The 18,224-nt window shown below is 36.9% G+C and carries 20 protein-coding genes; 6 read left to right on the top strand and 14 right to left on the bottom strand.

All coding sequences use genetic code 11. From position 1 onward, the window contains the following. Positions 1–9 precede the first annotated feature (9 nt). On the top strand, positions 10–1,503 hold the full coding sequence (cysS, locus tag A3EE_RS0105755) for a cysteine--tRNA ligase (protein WP_018342487.1): 1,494 nt from the start codon (positions 10–12) through the stop codon (positions 1,501–1,503). Further along, the gene (locus A3EE_RS0105750) at positions 1,493–2,503 is read left to right on the top strand and encodes a M28 family peptidase (protein WP_018342486.1); all 1,011 of its coding nucleotides are present in this window, start codon (positions 1,493–1,495) and stop codon (positions 2,501–2,503) included. Before cysS ends, A3EE_RS0105750 begins: the two co-directional genes overlap by 11 nt. On the opposite strand, the gene A3EE_RS0105745 is transcribed toward A3EE_RS0105750, so the two are convergent. From A3EE_RS0105745 to A3EE_RS0105690, 12 genes are all read right to left on the bottom strand, one after another. After that, entirely contained in the window at positions 2,498–3,379 is an 882-nt protein-coding gene (locus A3EE_RS0105745; RefSeq protein ID WP_018342485.1) for a S66 peptidase family protein, read from the bottom strand. The two genes, A3EE_RS0105750 and A3EE_RS0105745, sit on opposite strands and share 6 nt — an antisense overlap. 43 nt (positions 3,380–3,422) lie before the next feature. Next, positions 3,423–4,073, bottom strand: coding sequence for an OmpH/Skp family outer membrane protein (locus A3EE_RS0105740; RefSeq protein WP_018342484.1), 651 nt, complete (start codon positions 4,071–4,073; stop codon positions 3,423–3,425). 45 nt (positions 4,074–4,118) lie between these two features. After that, positions 4,119–4,658 carry an OmpH/Skp family outer membrane protein gene (locus tag A3EE_RS0105735; protein WP_018342483.1) on the bottom strand — a complete coding sequence of 180 codons (540 nt, stop codon included), beginning with the start codon at positions 4,656–4,658 and terminating at the stop codon, positions 4,119–4,121. Between the two features lie 4 nt (positions 4,659–4,662). Beyond that, on the bottom strand, positions 4,663–7,221 hold the full coding sequence (bamA, locus tag A3EE_RS0105730; protein ID WP_018342482.1) for an outer membrane protein assembly factor BamA: 2,559 nt from the start codon (positions 7,219–7,221) through the stop codon (positions 4,663–4,665). Further along, a complete protein-coding gene (locus A3EE_RS0105725) occupies positions 7,222–7,977 on the bottom strand; it encodes an undecaprenyl pyrophosphate synthase (protein ID WP_018342481.1) in 756 nt (251 codons plus the stop codon). 53 nt (positions 7,978–8,030) lie between these two features. Next, positions 8,031–8,726 (bottom strand): type IX secretion system protein PorG, encoded by a 696-nt coding sequence (gene porG, locus A3EE_RS0105720; RefSeq protein WP_018342480.1) that lies wholly within the window; start codon positions 8,724–8,726, stop codon positions 8,031–8,033. A 1-nt stretch (position 8,727) separates the two neighbouring features. Then, on the bottom strand, positions 8,728–9,720 hold the full coding sequence (locus A3EE_RS0105715; protein ID WP_026209616.1) for a DUF6089 family protein: 993 nt from the start codon (positions 9,718–9,720) through the stop codon (positions 8,728–8,730). Positions 9,721–9,807: 87 nt separating this feature from the next. Then, complete coding sequence (locus tag A3EE_RS0105710) at positions 9,808–10,686, bottom strand: NAD kinase (protein ID WP_018342478.1); 879 nt, start codon at positions 10,684–10,686, stop codon at positions 9,808–9,810. A 12-nt stretch (positions 10,687–10,698) separates the two neighbouring features. Beyond that, the gene (locus tag A3EE_RS0105705; RefSeq protein WP_018342477.1) at positions 10,699–11,364 is read right to left on the bottom strand and encodes a CBS domain-containing protein; all 666 of its coding nucleotides are present in this window, start codon (positions 11,362–11,364) and stop codon (positions 10,699–10,701) included. Then, positions 11,354–12,127: an alpha/beta fold hydrolase gene (locus A3EE_RS0105700; protein WP_018342476.1), complete on the bottom strand. Its 774-nt coding sequence runs from the start codon at positions 12,125–12,127 to the stop codon at positions 11,354–11,356. The genes A3EE_RS0105705 and A3EE_RS0105700 overlap by 11 nt, the downstream gene beginning before the upstream one ends. 107 nt (positions 12,128–12,234) lie before the next feature. After that, positions 12,235–12,753 carry a CvpA family protein gene (locus tag A3EE_RS0105695; RefSeq protein ID WP_018342475.1) on the bottom strand — a complete coding sequence of 173 codons (519 nt, stop codon included), beginning with the start codon at positions 12,751–12,753 and terminating at the stop codon, positions 12,235–12,237. Positions 12,754–12,765: 12 nt separating this feature from the next. Continuing rightward, positions 12,766–13,224, bottom strand: coding sequence for a GatB/YqeY domain-containing protein (locus A3EE_RS0105690; RefSeq protein WP_018342474.1), 459 nt, complete (start codon positions 13,222–13,224; stop codon positions 12,766–12,768). Between the two features lie 65 nt (positions 13,225–13,289). On the opposite strand from A3EE_RS0105690, the gene A3EE_RS0105685 reads away from it, so the two are divergent. From A3EE_RS0105685 to metK, 4 genes are all read left to right on the top strand, one after another. Continuing rightward, the gene (locus tag A3EE_RS0105685) at positions 13,290–14,003 is read left to right on the top strand and encodes a pyridoxine 5'-phosphate synthase (RefSeq protein ID WP_018342473.1); all 714 of its coding nucleotides are present in this window, start codon (positions 13,290–13,292) and stop codon (positions 14,001–14,003) included. A gap of 9 nt (positions 14,004–14,012) precedes the next feature. Beyond that, entirely contained in the window at positions 14,013–14,777 is a 765-nt protein-coding gene (locus tag A3EE_RS0105680) for an alpha/beta fold hydrolase (RefSeq protein ID WP_018342472.1), read from the top strand. Positions 14,778–14,816: 39 nt separating this feature from the next. Beyond that, the gene (locus tag A3EE_RS0105675; RefSeq protein ID WP_018342471.1) at positions 14,817–15,545 is read left to right on the top strand and encodes an SAM-dependent methyltransferase; all 729 of its coding nucleotides are present in this window, start codon (positions 14,817–14,819) and stop codon (positions 15,543–15,545) included. Positions 15,546–15,626: 81 nt separating this feature from the next. Continuing rightward, positions 15,627–16,886 carry a methionine adenosyltransferase gene (gene metK, locus A3EE_RS0105670; RefSeq protein WP_018342470.1) on the top strand — a complete coding sequence of 420 codons (1,260 nt, stop codon included), beginning with the start codon at positions 15,627–15,629 and terminating at the stop codon, positions 16,884–16,886. A 70-nt stretch (positions 16,887–16,956) separates the two neighbouring features. On the opposite strand, the gene hpf is transcribed toward metK, so the two are convergent. Together hpf and A3EE_RS0105660 are read right to left on the bottom strand one after the other, a co-directional pair. Continuing rightward, complete coding sequence (gene hpf, locus A3EE_RS0105665; protein ID WP_018342469.1) at positions 16,957–17,256, bottom strand: ribosome hibernation-promoting factor, HPF/YfiA family; 300 nt, start codon at positions 17,254–17,256, stop codon at positions 16,957–16,959. Between the two features lie 26 nt (positions 17,257–17,282). Beyond that, positions 17,283–18,188 (bottom strand): tyrosine-type recombinase/integrase, encoded by a 906-nt coding sequence (locus A3EE_RS0105660; protein ID WP_018342468.1) that lies wholly within the window; start codon positions 18,186–18,188, stop codon positions 17,283–17,285. Between the last annotated feature and the right edge of the window lie 36 nt (positions 18,189–18,224).

The raw sequence follows: 18,224 nt of genomic DNA, 5'->3' as shown, positions 1-18,224 counted from the left end.
TTACCTGAAATGGCAATAGAAAAATTAGTTGTATACAATACACTGACAAGAAAAAAAGAAGTATTTGAACCAATACATGCTCCCTTTGTAGGCATGTATGTGTGCGGACCTACCGTATACGGAGAAGGGCATCTTGGTCATGCACGCAGCGCAATTACATTTGATATTGTTTTCAGATACTTACAGCATTTAAAATATCAGGTGCGTTACGTTCGGAATATTACAGACGTAGGGCATTTAGAGCATGATGCAGATGATGGGGAAGATAAGATTGCTAAAAAAGCGAAACTGGATAAAGTTGAACCCATGGAAATTGTTCAGCGCTATACAGAATATTACCACGATGCATTACGCAAATTAAATGTACTGCCTCCAAGTATTGAGCCTACTGCATCGGGCCACATTCCGGAGCAGATCAGAATGGTAGAAGAAATTTTATCAAGCGGCTATGCGTATGAAAATGAAGGCTCGGTTTATTTTAACGTTGAAAAATTTACAGGAGATAAACATAAATACGGTCATTTATCAGGACGTATTTTAGAAGATCTGGTAAGCGGTACACGCAACCTGGACGGGCAGCAATCTAAAAAGAGTTCGCTTGATTTTGCTTTATGGAAACTTGCTTCGCCGGAGCACATTATGAAGTGGGATTCCCCATGGGGTAAAGGTTTCCCGGGCTGGCATTTAGAGTGTTCAGCAATGAGTACAAAATACCTTGGCGAAACATTTGATATACATGGCGGCGGTATGGATCTAATGTTCCCGCATCATGAATGTGAAATTGCACAATCGGTTGCTGCAAATAAAAAAGAACCGGCTAAGTATTGGCTGCACAACAATATGATTACCATCAACGGACAGAAGATGGGTAAATCATTGGGTAATTTTATTACGTTGAATGAATTGTTTGCAGGCAAGCATAGTTTGTTGGAGCAAGCTTATTCTCCGATGACGGTGCGCTTCTTTATTTTACAGGCACAATACAGAAGCACATTGGATTTTTCGAACGATGGTTTGAAAGCAGCATATAAGGCTTACAGAAAAATAATGAACGGTCTAAAAATGCTGAATAGCCTTGAATATACCGAAGTTGTTGCCGAGCAGGATGCTGCTTTAAATACTGAGATTGAAAAAATAATTTCGGACTGCTACAAAGGTATGTCAGATGATTTCAATACTGCAATTGCAATTGCTTCGTTATTCAATCTGATAAAAAAGATCAATGTGTTTTATCTGAAGCAAAAGTCCACATCGGTGCTTTCAAAAGAAACATTTGAATCTATGAAAGCAAATTATACTGCATTGGTATATGATGTGCTTGGTCTTGTAGATGAAGTGGCTATTGATCCGGAAGGTTTGATAAAAGGTTTATTGGAACTGTATAAAGAAGCAAAAGAAAATAAACAATACGATAAAGTTGATCAGATACGCATGTATTTTAAACAACAAGGATTGGCTATTAAAGATATGAAACATGGTATTGACTGGGCTTATGAAGAATAACAAAAATATTTTTTTAGGAGCTGTACTGAGTGCAGGTATAGTATTGTTGGGTTGTGATTCTGGCAAGAAACCTGCTGAAAAACCTGTAGAGGCAAAGCCATTGCCGGCTATTGCAACACCGGATTTCAATGCAGATTCGTCCTATGAATATGTTGCAGCTCAGGTGGCTTTTGGTCCAAGAGTGCCGAACACAAAATCACATGTTGACTGTGGTGAATTCTTAGCACGCTTTTTCATGAAGCATGGTGGTTTTATTTATCGCCAGGAGTTTACATCAAAAGCATTTGACGGAACAGATTTGAAATTAAAAAATTTAGTTGTTACGTTTAATCATAAAGCAACTAAACGTATACTGTTGGCTGCACACTGGGATACACGGCCGTTTGCAGATCAGGATAAAGCAAATCCGAAAAAGCCTTTTGATGGAGCAAATGACGGAGCAAGCGGAGTAGGGATTTTAATGGAGCTCGCACGTGTAATTAATGCAGCAGAAAAAAAGCCGGACGTTGGTTTCGATATTATTTTATTTGACGGTGAAGATTATGGCCAGCCGATGTTTTATCCGGGCGAATACCAGAATGATAGTTGGTGTTTAGGTTCACAATACTGGGCTACGCACAAACATAAAGCAAACTATTCAGCATATTATGGCATCCTGTTAGACATGGTTGGTGCTAAAGATGCCACGTTTGCTAAAGAAGGAGTATCTATGCAAAGTGCACCCTCTGTAGTGCAGAATGTGTGGTCAGCGGCAGCGCGATTGGGTTATGCTAAGCATTTTATTTCCGTACAAAGCGAGCCGATCACAGATGATCATACATACATTAATAAATTGGCTATGATACCAATGATCGACATCATTGAATATGAAATGAGTGATGGCAATTACTTTGGTTCGTATTGGCACACGCACAACGACAACATGGATGTCATTGATAAAAATACGCTAAAGGCAGTTGGACAAACGCTAATAGAAGTATTGTATAGAGAGCAATTATAAATATTTTAACTGTACTTCGTTTTTATCAACGATCAATTCACTTTTCATGCCTAGTATCAATGGCATGTTTGGTGTTTCGTGGCCTGAAGGAAACTGAAAACAAACCGGGAATGAATATTCTTTGACTAAATCAGAAATGATTTCAATGTAGGATTTCCCGAATTCTTTTTCCTCTTCAATATTGGTCATGTGACCAACAATCAGTCCTTTTATTTTTTTCAGCTTACCTGCACGCTTTAGTTGTACAAGCATACGGTCTATGCGGTATGCAGCTTCGTTGATCTCTTCAATGAATAATATTTTATTGTCTGTAATGATCTCCGACTTGGTACCGAGACTGCAGCAAATAAGTGTCAGATTTCCGCCGGTAATTGGTCCGCGGGCCTTTCCGGTTCGGTTGTTCTTATCCGAGAAAAGGGAATAGTCAGGCAGATCATTCTTTAGTATAGAAGCAACCAGATCAACAGCAACTTTTTGAGTCGGATCTGAAGCCTGTGCCACCATTGGTCCGTGGATACTTGGAATATTATTGTTTGATAAGTGAATGTGTAACGCGGTGATATCACTGAAACCAATTAACCATTTTGGGCTTTTAAAAAATTTGGTCCAGCGGATCTGATCTATAATACGTGAAGTTCCATAACCGCCACGTGCTATCCACACAGCAGCTGATTTTGTATCATCTAACGCAGCTTGTAAATCACTTAATCGATCTGCATCCGTACCTGCAAGGTAGCCATCTTTATTATATACGTTGGCACCTTCTATAAACGAAAGATCCAAGGAACGGAGATATTCGATTCCTTTTTTAGCGGCGTCTTTATTTACAGCACCTGCGGGTGCAACAACATGAATGGTTGTAGGAGATTGCTTCATGTATTAAATATAAAAAAAGGCTTCCGATTTGGAAGCCTTTAATTTATTTTTTAACCGGTGCGGTTGTTTTAACCGGCGGTGTCGTTGTTGTTGTGGTAGTTGTCGGTGTAGTTGTGGTCGTAGCACCAGTAGTAGTGCCAGGTGCAGGAAGTATTACACCTAGATCCTTTAACACCAACAAAGAGATATCATTTGCTTCTTTATATTTAGAATATAAAACAACTCTTTCACCACTATATAGGCTTACAGAAAGGATGTACGTAAAGTTGTTTGCAGCTGCAACTTTCTCAATAGATGCCTGAACTTTTGAATTAATCGGTTCAAGCAAACTTAAATATTTGCTTTCTAAATCTTCTTGTGCAGATCTTTCAAATTCCTGTATAGATTGTTGCAACGCCATCAATTCTTTTTCTTTATCAGCTCTAACTGAAGGCAACAACACATTTGCTTCTACGCCTCTCTGATATTCGTCTAATTTACGTTGGTATTCAGCTCCTTTACTATCTAATTGAGCTTTCAATTGTTGTTCATAAACCTTAATGTCAGCATTTAGCTTTTTCATTTCAGGTAAATTTTCCAGGATGTACTCAACATCTACCGTACCCGTTTTTTGAGGCTCATTTTGTGCTTGCGCTTGAAGTGCTATGAATGTAGAAAAAAGTCCTACTAGAAATGTGAATATAATGCGTTTCATAAGAGTCATTTAAATGTAATAATTGTTATTAGTATTATATAAATTTTATTTGTTTGTTGGTACTTGGTCGTTTTTATCTCCCAGGCCGAGGGCTTCTAGAACATAATCGGTATAATCGTGAATCGGGTCTGTATATAACATTACCAGCTCACCTGATTTATCAAAGATAATAGCTAATTTTTTCTCTTTGGCTACTTTTTCAATTGCTTTGTATAATTTGTCTTGAGCAGGTTTAACAAGCTCTTGTCTTTTTAAATATAATAAGCCTTTGAATCCGAAATAGTTTTTTTGCAATTCACGTAATTTAGTCTCTCTTGCAGCTATTGTATCCATTCGCTCCTTGCGCATATCTTCTGTAAGCAAGACTTCTTCTGCCTGATATTCCTGTCTTAGCTTATCAATTTTAACCTGATCAGCCTCGATTTCCTTTTGCCATTTTAAAGAGAACTCATTCAATTCAGTTTGAGCTTTCTTGTATTCAGGCATTTGTTTAATAATGTATTCTGAATCAATATAACCAAACTTTTGACCCCAGGCGAACGTGGAGGCTAAACTCAATAATAATGCCAAACATACATTTTTCATATAGTTAACGGATTTGTTGACCAATTGTAAACGTAACGTGTGCCTTGTGATTCGGATTTGGATAGCCAGGAACTTCGTCAAACGGTACACCCCAGTCTATACCAATTAAACCAAATGCAGGCATAAATATTCTTGCACCAACACCTGCAGAACGGTAAACATTAAATGGATTTACATCGTGTATATCTGCCCATGTATTACCTGCTTCGAAGAAGGTAAGTACAAATATAGAAAATGAAGGACTATTTGAAATCGGGTAACGTATCTCTGCTACAAATTTATCAAATGCCACACCACCTGAAGGAGTAGGTTTGATCGAGTTGTTTGCATAACCTCTTAAACCAATGATATCAGAACCAAGAAGGAAGTTATAACCTGAAAGACCATCACCACCCATGATGTAACGTTCAAATGGTCCCACGCCTACACCAGGTTGATATGCAGCAATTACACCACCATGGAAACGGGCATTGAATACAATTTTATGTTTGGATTTTTGTCTGTGCTGCCAAACAGTTGTAAACCATGATATGTCCAGACCGTATTTTTGGTACTCAAGCCATTTGTATCGTTGGCTAGGCAACATATCCGGATCTTGGTAATCCAATTTGTTGAAGTATGAATAAGGCGGAGTGAACGTCATACTCATTGCAATGTTAGCACCTGAAGAAGGAAACTGGAAGTTATCAATACTATTTCGTGATAATGTTAAATTATACGAGAAGTTATTTGAATACCCTGTAGTGTAACCAATCACAGCTGTTGAAGAACTGCTTTGATAATTGTGAAGCGTGTATCTTAACAATGAGAACGTATGATTCAATGTAAAGAAGTCATCCGGCCATTTTAATCGTTTACCTACACCAACTGTAATACCGCTTACCTGCAGTGATCCGGATTTAATACTTTTTCCGTAGCCGTTTGAAATCAACTGACTTTGTACAGAGTGTTGTAAGCTCACAGATAAGGATGTTGGTTTTTTACCACCCAACCAAGGTTCCGTGAATGAAATAGAATACGTTTGGTACGTTCTACCATTCGCTTGAATTCTGAATGCAAGTCGCTGGCCATCTCCCGAAGGAAGCGGGCTCCAGGTTTTTGGATGTTTTATATTTCTGAGGGAGAAATTATTGAACACCAAACCAACGGTTCCAACGAAACCATAGTATCCACCCCAACCACCGGACAACTCTACCTGATCATTTGGTTTTTCTGTAACCGAATAGCCAATGTCTACCTTTCCGGTTGCCGGATTAGGAACAGGATTCATTCCTAAACTTTCGTTATCAAAATAATTTAACGCAGCTAATTCTCTTTGCGTACGAATCAAATCTGCACGACTGAATTTGTCGCCAGGGTATGTTCTTACTTCACGTAAAATTACGTGATCGTGTGTTTTGGTGTTTCCTTCAACTTCAATGTGATTCACGATGGCTTGTTCACCTTCATAAATACGCATTTCAATATCAATTGAATCGCCTTCAATCAGAATTTCAACCGGATCAATACTGAAGAAAAGATACCCGTTATCTAAATAAAGCGAACTGATGTCAGGTCCCGCCGGATTGAAGCTTAATTTTTGCTGCAACTGATCGTTGTTATATACATCACCCTTTTTAATGCCGAGTATCTCTCTTAATTGTTGCGTAGAGTAAATGTAGTTACCCTTCCACGTAATATTTCTGAAATAGTATTTATTGCCTTCTTCTATTTGAATATAAACATCTACATCATAATCTTTATGGCGGGAAATGCTATCTTCTACGATGCGCATATCCCGATACCCTCTTGAATTATAAAACTCCACTAACGCAGCTTTATCAGCTGTGTAGGTTTTATTGATCATCTTAGTACCAGTCCACAGATTTAATGCACTTTTACCTTTTGTTTTCTTCATCTTTTTTTGAAGAAATGCAGATTCAAAAGAAGTATTGCCGCTTAAGTATACTTTGTTAATTCGTACTTTTTCCTTTTTGTCGATATTAACACTTAAAATGATGTTGTTGTCAAGAATGGTATCCTTGATCTGAGTAATATCAATTGCTGCATACAGATATCCTTTTTCAAGATAGTATTCAACAATTTTATTTTTTGTGTTTTTGATTAACGCTTCGTTTACAATACGTCCTCTGGCCAAATCAATTTTATCTTCCAGGTCTTCCCGTTCAGATTTTGTGGCGCCCTCAAAAATGAATTTTGTTAAACGGGGACGTTCTTTGATTACAAACTCTAAATAGATATTCTTTACTTCAATTTTTTTAACTACAACTTCTACATCACCGATCAAGCCTTGCTCCCAAAGCTTCTTAATAGCATTTGATATTTCATCTCCGGGAATTGTGATTTTGTCACCAACTTTTAAGCCGGTTAATGCGATGATTGCTTCAGGATCCAAGAACTGAACGCCTGAAACAGTAATACCACCAATATAGAATTCCTGAGGGTTTTCATAATTGATTTCAACATTTGTTCTTTTTGCACCACCACCATAGCGCCACTGTTGACTATAGGATGTAAACGTAATTACGTGAACTAAAAAAATGATATATAGTATCTTTCTCATTTAAGCTTTTGCACCATTCAATTGTTCACTTATTTTTCCAAAACGACGCTCTCTTTTTTGAAAATCTATAAGTGCGGTATATAAATCATTTTTTCTGAAATCAGGCCATAGTACATCAGTAATATGAATTTCAGTATAGGCAATTTGCCATAGTAGAAAATTGCTTACTCTGAATTCGCCACTGGTACGAATCAACAATTCCGGATCAGGTAAAGTAGAATCAGATAAGTAATTTCTGAATGTGGTATCATTAATTGAGTCTACAGCTAGTGTATTCGCGGATACAGCTAATGCAATCTTTTTCACTGCTTCAATTATTTCCCATCTGCCGCTATAGCTCAATGCTAACGTCAATACAAGCCCGCTATTGTGTTTTGTAAGTTCAATTGTTTCTGCTAATTCTTTTTGACAAGATTTAGGTAATGAAGCAAGATCACCAATTGCATTTAAACGAACGTTGTTTTTAGTAAGCGTAGGTGCTTCACTTTTAATTGTAGAAACTAAAAGTTCCATTAATGCATTTACTTCTTCTTTTGGTCGACTCCAATTTTCAGTAGAAAAAGCATATAATGTCAAGTATTTAATACCCAATTCAGCACAAGTTTCTGTCGTTTCTCTCACAGAAGTTATGGCACTTTTATGGCCGAAAATACGATTAAGCAATCCTTGTTTTTTTGCCCAACGACCATTACCATCCATGATAATGGCGATATGCTCGGGCAATTTTGAGGGGTCAATATTTGATTGGTATTCCATGAATTTTATCGAAGGGTAAATGTACTAATAAAAATGCCCTTTTTAAAATTGTATTATCTTGGGCATACTACTTTCCAGAAAACATACCCCACAGAAACACCGGAATAATAATACCAGTCCTTGTCGTGTGTATTGGTTATGGATTTAGCCGACCCTTTTTGATTGTATATTCCGTCAATAGAGTCAGTAAAAGTTTTATTGGCAATAAATTGGAATGAAAATATCCAATGGGCATTTGTTCTGTATTTAAAGCCTCCCCCCAAGGGTATTACGGGTTGCGCCAGTGTATTGACCTTATAATCAGGGTCTGAAATAGTACTTTTGTAGTTCAATAGGCCAAATCCTACAGTTATGTAGGGAGAGAAATGTTCGCCATTGCTTTTTTCTGTATAGGCGAAATCTAAAAAATTATATTCCACCATTACATTTACATCGTTATATAGGGTAGAGAAGCTGGCCTTTCTGTAGTCGGCTATTGGACTGTTGTATTTGCTATCCGAAGCAGTTAATACACCAAGGCTTGTTGCAAATTTCAAACATACAGCCGGGCTGAAATTAAGACGGAAATACAGCTGTCCTGCCGGTCTGAAGTTTCTTACATCCACCAGTTTTACAATGTCGCCTGAATAATTTGAACCTCCTAAACCGAATCCAAGCTCATGTTTTTGAGCTGAAGCCTGAAATGAGCTGTAAATAAAAAAGATAGAGAGAAAAAATCCCCCTATCTTTTGAAAGAACGTAAGAATCATTTTATCTGAATTTTGGGCAAACTACTTTGCCTGGGAATATGTATGTTAAGTGAAAACCTGCAACGGTATACACGTCTCTTTTGCCTTTTAAATCACCTCTTTGACCGCCTGGCTGGCCATATGTAGTAACACCTGTCCATCCATCCTGTTGGTTTTGAGGTTTACCAGCATAATATGTTTCGGGATTAGATCCAAATGTATTGTCAGCGCTTGCAGCAAGTTCAGGATTGGATGAATATGCTGCGTATGATCTGTCAGACATTATTCTGGCTTCATCACCATATGCATCCGTTAATTTTTGTTTGTCGTAGTATACACCTGCAACATCATCTAAATAATCTGTAAGTGTAAATCTCCAGCCTATGTCAAATGCCAAATCCCATTGTTTAGAAAGCTTATATCTGAAGCCAACGCCAATTGGAATGGCTAATTGGTTTCTCGAGTAATTTTTCGGTCCTCCGGGTAATCCTTGACCCTCTGTATGCAAACTTTTTAAATCAATCCAATCTCCTTGAGGATTTTTTGCTTCAGGGCTATGGTGAAAATAAGCCAGACCAATAAACATATATGGTGTGTAATCAGGCCTTTTGGTATACCTTCTTGAGTTTTCAAAAAGATCTATAACTAAGTCAAATTTTGCTTCATAAATTTGATTTCGGAACGATAAATTTCTGAATGCTCTATATTTATCTTCATTGTCAAGAGAACTATTCGCATCATCCCCCTTAATTCTTCCATAGGAAATGGTTCCTCTAAGTGAAATTCTAGGCTTAATTCTATACAATCCTGTAACTCCAATATTATATCTGGTATATCTTGTACCTGGGCTTAGGAAACTTGGTCCTGGATCTAAATCACCCACATAGTTCATTACATTTAAGCAGCCACCTATGCTGTAATAGCGATATTTTTTAAAGCTTTTTTGGGCGTTGCTATTGAATGTGCAAAGACTTAGTAAAAAAATAACGAAGAATAACGATTTAAATTGCTTCATAAACTAAATAATATTACCACGGGTTGTAATTTTATATGCCAGCTTGTCAAAAGTTGTTCAATATAAGACTATTATTTCAAAATTAAATCAATTTCTCGCGTCCAAGCCCCAATTTAGTTTGCTCCGGAGTGTTTTATAATAATTGTAGTTTTTTAATTCAACGAGTTGAATCTGAAAATCTTCCTTTTTAACGGACAATTTAATGGTTGAGGATACAATTTCCGATCTGGAATCTAACGAAATCAGAAAATTTTGGTTTCTGCCTTCAATTTCAAACGAAATAAGTGAATTGTCCGGAACAATCATTGGCCGTACATTAAGATTGTGAGGACTGATAGGCGTAATGATGAAATTCTCTGTTTTAGGATGTACCAATGGTCCACCGCAGCTTAGAGAATATCCTGTGGAGCCCGTAGGTGTTGATACTAATAAGCCGTCTGCCCAGTATGAGTTTAGAAATTCTCCATCAATGTATGTATGAACAGTGATCATAGAAGAAGAATCACGTTTTGTTAACGCAAATTCATTCAATGCATAATTTAATCCGCCGAATAATTTTTCTTCTGTTACCAGTTTAATCAGTGTTCTGCTTGAAATGGAATAACTTCCTGAAATGAGTTCATCAATTGCGCTTTCCAATTCTTCTCTTGGTGTAGTTGCTAAAAAACCAAGACGGCCGGTATTGATACCTACAAGCGGAATATTTTTGTTTCCTACAAATGTAGCGGCTTCCAATAATGTTCCATCCCCACCAATGCTCAACATCAACTTTGCCTGATGAAGATCTGCGTTGGTTTTAAAAACAGTATAAGAAGTTGGCAGAATAATTTTGCATTCCAGCAGATAGTCAACGAAAGATTCGTTAATGATCAATTGAATCTCTCTTTTTTGAAGATGATTCAATAAATGCTGAACATAAGAAATATTGTCTTTTTTAAACGGTCGACCGTGAAGGGCAAAAATCATACAAGTCAGAGTTTAAATGTTAAGGTATTTAAACAACATGTCTAAGCGATCCTTGTCATAATTTTCAACGTCTGATTCCTGAAACTGAGCTATGATTTTATAATCATAGCGTTCAAGTGTTGCTATAACCCGCGTCAAATCTACACGATTAAGCTTTAGCGTTACTCGTATGTATGAATCTTTTTTGGAATCATCTGTTACGAATACACTTAAAATCTTTGTGTCGTTTGCTTCAATTAATCTGGATATCTGAGCAAGTGAATAATCGATTTCTTTCATTGCCAATACAATGATCCCGCCTGGTCCCTGGCTTGCAAACATCTTTGCAATTGCAACGGAAGTTTCATTAACAGAGATAACACCAAGGTATTCATTCGCTTCACCAACAACGGGCATAAGCTCCAATTGATTTTTGCTGGCAAGATTGATAACATCGTAATAATGTGAATTGGATTTAACCGTCACATCTTTATAACTCAATGGATATTCAGAGATAGGTAAATTGGGGTTGTTCTTTTCTAAAATGGATTCTTCATCAATGATACCTTTGAACATGCGCTCATCCACAACCGCCAGTTGTGTTAAATGAAATACCTCCATCCAGTTTAAAGCCGTCTGACTGCTGTCATTCGGTTTTAATGGCGGTATCATTTGATTGATGAATTCTTCAGCCAGCATGTGTGGTAGCGTGTTTGTTTATAAAACGTTCAAATATAGAATTGAATTTTTCCGGATGCTCCATCATTGGAGCGTGACCGCATTTATCAATATAATATAATTCAGACTTTTTAATTAGTAAATTAAATTCATGTGCTACTAAAGCAGGAGTAATGGTATCATTTAAACCCCAGATCAATAACGTTGGTTTATTTATTTTATGCAAATCACTTGCAATATTATGTCGTTGTGCAGATTTGGCAATAGCTATAATGCGGATACATTTTGGTATGTCACTGCATATATCGTATACTTCGTCCACTAATTCTTTTGTAGCTGTTTCAGGGTAAAAGAATGTGTACTCAACACGTTCTTTTACATATTTATAATTACCGCGTTTAGGAAATGAGCCGCCCATGGCATTTTCAAATAAACCTGAACTTCCGGTTAATGTGATACTTTTTATTTTTGATTGATTTTTTAGCGCATATAAAAGACCAACATGTCCACCTAATGAATTTCCTATTAAGTTTAAATTTGTAAGTTTTTTATATTCAACAAATTTTTCAACAAAAGTTACTAAGCCCTCTAAACCAGCAGATTTTATGGGCATTTCATATATAGGAAGCATTGGTATTATTACTCTGTATTGCTTACTAAAATACGTAACCAATTTTTCCCAATTACTCAATGCACCAAACAATCCATGCAGAAGAAGTAGAACTTCCCCTTCGCCTTCTTCAACAAATTTGAAGTCGCCTTCTTTTTTAATTATCAACTCCATAAAATCAACAAATACGCATTGTACAAGTACTAACGTGCAATCTAAAACAAAGTTCTCAATAATCCATATTCATTCATTAATCAGCAGAGTAATTAATGTGATGAATATCAGCTAATAAGTTTTTCCACTTTGATCATTATATCTTCAAAAGGAATTATTTTACCTAATAATTTTATAACACTGGGTGAATACTCTGTTAGCCATACATATACAAAGGATTCATCTGTATATTCAGCAGGTATTTTCAACCCTGATTTTTCAAGCAGCCATAGTACACAGCCCAATCCAAAAGCAGCTTTTAGAATACCAACCAATGCTCCGGCATATTGATCAATACTCCCCAATAAAGATTGATGAAGAACTGAAGTAAGAAATCTACCTAATAAAATAATTAATATTAATACTCCAATGAATATAATCAGGAAACTTATAACGGGTAAAAGACTATTGTTCAGGTCGTACCAAGCTTTAAGTTTGGTGACTCCAAGTTGGCATAAATTAAATGCAGTAACGATAGCAATGATAAATGCTATAAAGGTTATGACCTGAATTAATAAACCTGTTTGATAGCCTTTATAGCCGCCGTAACCTAAGATCAGAATTAATATAATGTCAATTATTTCCAATTGAATTTCTGATTATAAGGTTGATAATATTTTTTTAACTGCTTCTGAAACAGCCTTGCCATCTGCTTTGCCAGCTAATTCTTTAGAAGCTACGCCCATCACTTTACCCATATCCGCTGGTCCTTTGGCACCTACCGTAGAAACAATATTTTTAACAATAGCTTCAATCTCATCTGTTGAAAGTTGTTTCGGAAGATAACGTTCAATAACTGCAATTTCTTGCAATTCTTTTTCTTCTAAATCTTTTCTGTCTTGCTGAGCAAAAATGTCAGCAGATTCTTTGCGTTGTTTGTGGGCTTTTGTAAGAATTTTTGATTCCTGATCGGCTGTTAAATCGCCACCTAAAGCACCTTTTTCTGTTTCTGCAAGCAATATCATAGACTTAATTGCTCTTAATGCTCTTAAATCATCTGCATTCTTTGCCAACATTGCTTTTTTTATATCTGTTTCGATTGTTGCTTTTAAACTCATATGTCTTTTGTATTTTTGTGTGTTAGTAAGACAAAAATATAAATAGAAGGACATACTACAAGCACATGACTCGATTAAGTGTAAATATTAATAAAATAGCTACTTTGCGTAATGCGAGAGGTGGTAATAATCCGGATGTAATCAAAGTAGCATTGGATTGTGAACGCTTTGGTGCTGAAGGAATCACCATTCATCCCAGACCGGATGAACGCCATATCCGGTATCAGGATGCGTATGAATTAAAGAAAGTATTAACAACCGAGTTTAATATCGAAGGAAATCCGGAAGGCTCATTCATAAAACTGGTTGAAGATGTGAAGCCTCATCAGGTAACATTGGTGCCGGATGCAGTAGATGCCATTACTTCCAATGCAGGCTGGGATACCATCAAACATCAGGCATTTCTTAAAGAAACAATCAGCAACTTCAAACGACTTGGCATACGCGTTTCGGTGTTTGTGGATCCGCATCCGAAATTTATAGAAGCTGCTGCAACTGCCGGCGCAGACCGTGTAGAGCTCTATACGGAGCCGTATGCATCAAAATTTCATTCCAATAAAACGGAGGCCGTTAAAGATTATATTCAGGCAGCTAAATGTGCAAAGGAATTGGGTTTGGGGATCAATGCAGGACATGATCTGGACCTGTTTAATTTGAATTATTTAAAAACAGAAATTCCTTTTTTAGATGAAGTGTCTATTGGTCATGCATTGGTGTGCGACGCCTTGTATTACGGATTGGAAAATACCATACAATTATATCTACGCCAATTAAAATAAATTATAAGTATGCAATTATTTTACAGAGAGAGTGGAGAGGGGAGACCAATTGTAATACTACATGGTTTATTTGGTTCGTCTGATAATTGGATGAGTGTAACGAAAGAACTTGCGTTGCATTACAAAGCATTTGTATTGGATGCACGCAACCACGGTCAATCACCACATGATTCAAGTCATACGTACAAAGACATGGCGGCCGATCTGAAAGAATTTATTGATACGCACAAACTAGTTCATCCGATATTGATCGGACATTCCATGGGTGGTAAAACCATTATGCGTTTTGCAGCCGAATATCCGGGAATTGCAGAAAAGCTTGTTGTAGTAGATATTTCACCGCGGTTTTATGGTCGCCATCATCAGGATATTTTAGCCGGGTTTAATGCCATAAATCTTGAAACGCTGCAAACAAGAAATGAAGCGGATGCTATAATGAGTCAATATGTTGGAGATGTAGGAGTACGTATGTTCTTATTGAAAAGCCTGTATCGTAATAGTGAGGGTAAGTTTCAGTGGCGCATCAACCTTCCGTTAATCAATGAGCAGATAGACAATATTGGTGAGGCGTTGCCTGAAGCAGCAAAGATCGATACACCAACCTTATTTATTCGTGGAAGCGAAAGTGGATACATTGAAGATAAAGATGCAGCTCTTATAGAGCAACATTTTTCAGATTATAAAATAGAAACGGTTGAAGGCGCAAGTCATTTTGTGCATGCAGAAAAGCCGAAAGAAGTGATTGCTTTGATCGAAACATTTATTGAACAGTAGCCCTTTCTTTTTCAAATTCTTCCGGAAAATTCCATACGTATGTCTGCATCAAAAAACAAAATAAAAAAAGTATTTCTAATTCCGAATGAATTGGCTGAAGGTACTGCAGACCGCTATATACCTGATGTTGTTAAGGAAACGTTATTGAGCTTACGCATTATTTTTTGTGAAGATGCACGCACGACAAGACGGTTCATTGGTAAATTATTGAAAGGGAAAGTAATTGTTGAAGAATATGTTTTGTTTGAATTAACGAAGAATACAACTGAGCAGCAATTGGTAGAACAGATCAATCAGATTGAATTTCCTTCAGAAGTTGGTATTATAAGTGATGCCGGTTGTCCGGGTATTGCAGACCCTGGATCCTTGCTGGTTTCGTGGGCACATAAACAAAATATTAAAGTTGTTCCGCTGCCTGGGCCATCATCCATTTTATTGTCTGTGATGGCTTCGGGTTTAAACGGACAATCATTCGCTTTCAATGGATATCTGCCGATTGATAAAACAGAACGCAGAAAGCGGATAAAGGAGCTGGAGCGAATCAGCAAAGTAGCCGGACAAACACAATTGTTTATAGAGACTCCTTACAGGAATGATAAGATGCTCGATGATCTGATTGACACATGCGAGAAAAATACGCTCTTGACCGTCTCTGTTGACTTGACAGGTAACACTGAGCAAATCATTACAAAGCCTGTATCACAGTGGAAGAAAGGTGAACTTGTGCTTGGCAAAAGACCTGCCATGTTTGGCTTTTTAGTGGTGTAAAAAAATATTTCTATAATAGAAACTTTTACCGTATTTTTGATTAATTGTAGTAATATTAAAACATAACAACACAATTCATATATGCCTTATTTATTTACGTCAGAATCAGTTTCTGAAGGTCACCCGGATAAAGTAGCTGATCAAATTTCGGATGCACTTATTGATCATTTTTTAGCATTTGATCCAAATGCAAAAGTAGCTTGCGAAACATTAGTAACGACTGGTCAGGTTGTATTGGCAGGTGAAGTAAAATCAAAGGCATATTTAGATGTACAGGAAATTGCTCGTGAAGTAATCCGTAAGATTGGATATACAAAATCTGAGTACATGTTTGAAGCAAACTCTTGTGGTATCTTCTCTGCTATTCATGAGCAGTCTGCAGATATCAACCAAGGTGTTGACCGTAAGAAAAAAGAAGAACAAGGCGCAGGTGATCAAGGTATGATGTTTGGTTATGCAACCAATGAAACCAACGATTACATGCCATTGGCATTGGATCTTGCACATAAGATCTTAATTGAACTTGCAGCATTACGTCGTGAAGGCAAACAAATTAAATACCTTCGTCCGGATGCTAAGTCTCAGGTAACACTTGAGTACGATGATAATAACCGTCCGGTGCGTATCGATGCAATCGTTCTTTCTACGCAGCACGATGATTTCGATACAGAAGAAAAAATGCATAAGAAAATTGAAAAAGATATTATTTCAATTCTTATCCCGCGCATCGTTTCTAAATATCCGAAGTATAAAAAATTCTTTGACGGAAAAACAAAGATCAAATATCACATCAACCCTACAGGTAAATTTGTAATCGGTGGTCCGCACGGAGATACAGGTTTAACAGGTAGAAAAATTATTGTTGATACATACGGTGGTAAAGGTGCTCACGGTGGTGGTGCATTCTCTGGTAAAGATCCATCTAAAGTTGACCGCTCTGCAGCGTACGCTACAAGACACATTGCTAAAAACTTAGTTGCTGCAGGTTTGTGCGACGAGATTTTGGTACAGGTTTCTTATGCAATTGGTGTTGCAAAACCAATGGGTATTTATGTAAATACATACGGTACTGCAAAAATCAAAAAGAACGACGGTGAGATTGCTAAGATCGTTGAGAAATTATTTGATATGCGTCCTTACGCAATCGAACAACGTTTGCAATTACGTAACCCGATCTATAGCGAAACTGCTGCATACGGCCACATGGGACGTAAGCCTGAGATCGTAACAAAATCATTCAAAAGCAATGATGGCAAGATCATCAAGAAGAAGGTAGAATTATTTACATGGGAAAAATTAGACTATGTAGATAAAGTAAGAAAAGCATTTGGTATCAAGTAATATCAAAAAAATAGATTCAATAAAAAATCCTCCCGTCTCGATATCTATCGGGACGGGAGGATTTTTTATTTTAATGAGCTACTGATTTTTCTTTCAGTTTCGACAATTGATTTTTTAATATATCATACGAAGCATCAATCGCCTCTTCAAAGGTGCTGCGCTGCTCCTTAACAACGATGGAGTTGCCAGGTATGTTCAGTTTTATGTTTACTACTTTATTCCCTTTAGCATCATTGGTATCCAGCTTCAGGAATACTTCTCCATCAATAATTGAATCATTGAAAGTCTCAAGCTTGTCTAATTTCTTTTGAAGGAAATCTAGGAGTTTCACATCTGCTGTGAAATGGATGGATTGTACTTGCAGTTTCATAGGTTCTAAAATTTAAATTGTAAATACTACGATTTGGGGTGGGCCTGGTCAAATATTGCTTTTAATTTATCGATGCTGTTGTGCGTATATACTTGCGTAGCAGCAAGACTTGTATGACCTAACAAATCTTTGATCGCATTTAGATCGGCACCCTTATTTAAAAGATGTGTTGCAAATGTATGACGTAACACGTGCGGACTTCTTTTATCTACGGTTGTGATCAGATCTAAATATTTTTTTACCAACCTATAAATGAACATCGGATACGTTTGCTCCCCAGTATCAGTAACGACAAAAAAATCATTATTGTTACTGAAAGATTCAGATTTCTTTTTGTTCGTATATTCTTTAGATAAGGCGATGAATGTATCGTGAATCGGAATGATGCGTTCTTTATTTCCTTTCCCCAATACTTTAATTGTTTTTTGATAAAGATTCAGGTCAGATGTTTTTAATCCAATCAGCTCAGAGAGTCGAATTCCAGTGCCATACAGCAATTCAAGAACAAGTTTATCGCGAAGACCCTCAAAAGAATTTTCAAATTTTATGTCATTACCAAGTAGATCTTTTATTTCATCTAACAAGTTGATCATGTTGTCTTCTTCAACAAAAACAGGAAGAGACTTTTTAACTTTCAGTGCACGGATTTTAAGCGTAGGATCTTTTGTAATGCATTCTTTCTTTTGAAGGAAATGATAAAAAGATCGTAGACATGCAATCTTGCGATTGATTGTTTTGGGTTGCATTTCCTGATCAACCAATGTTACAATCCAACTCCGAAGCATCGGGTAGGTTGCAAATTCAGGTGTAGAAAATTCGTATGAGGTAAGAAGGTATTCGGAAAGATTCGAAAGGTCGTTTCTATAGGAAACAGTGGTATGTTTGGAATACCTCTTTTCGACAGATAAATATGTTAAAAATTCATTTACCATATTGTTTCACAGGAATTAGTACTCCTGTAAAACAAT

Source organism: Cytophaga aurantiaca DSM 3654 (genome assembly GCF_000379725.1).
Classification (GTDB): domain Bacteria; phylum Bacteroidota; class Bacteroidia; order Cytophagales; family Cytophagaceae; genus Cytophaga; species Cytophaga aurantiaca.
The sequence above is the reverse complement of the archived record's forward strand: the minus strand, read 5'-3'. Positions and strand labels throughout refer to the sequence as shown.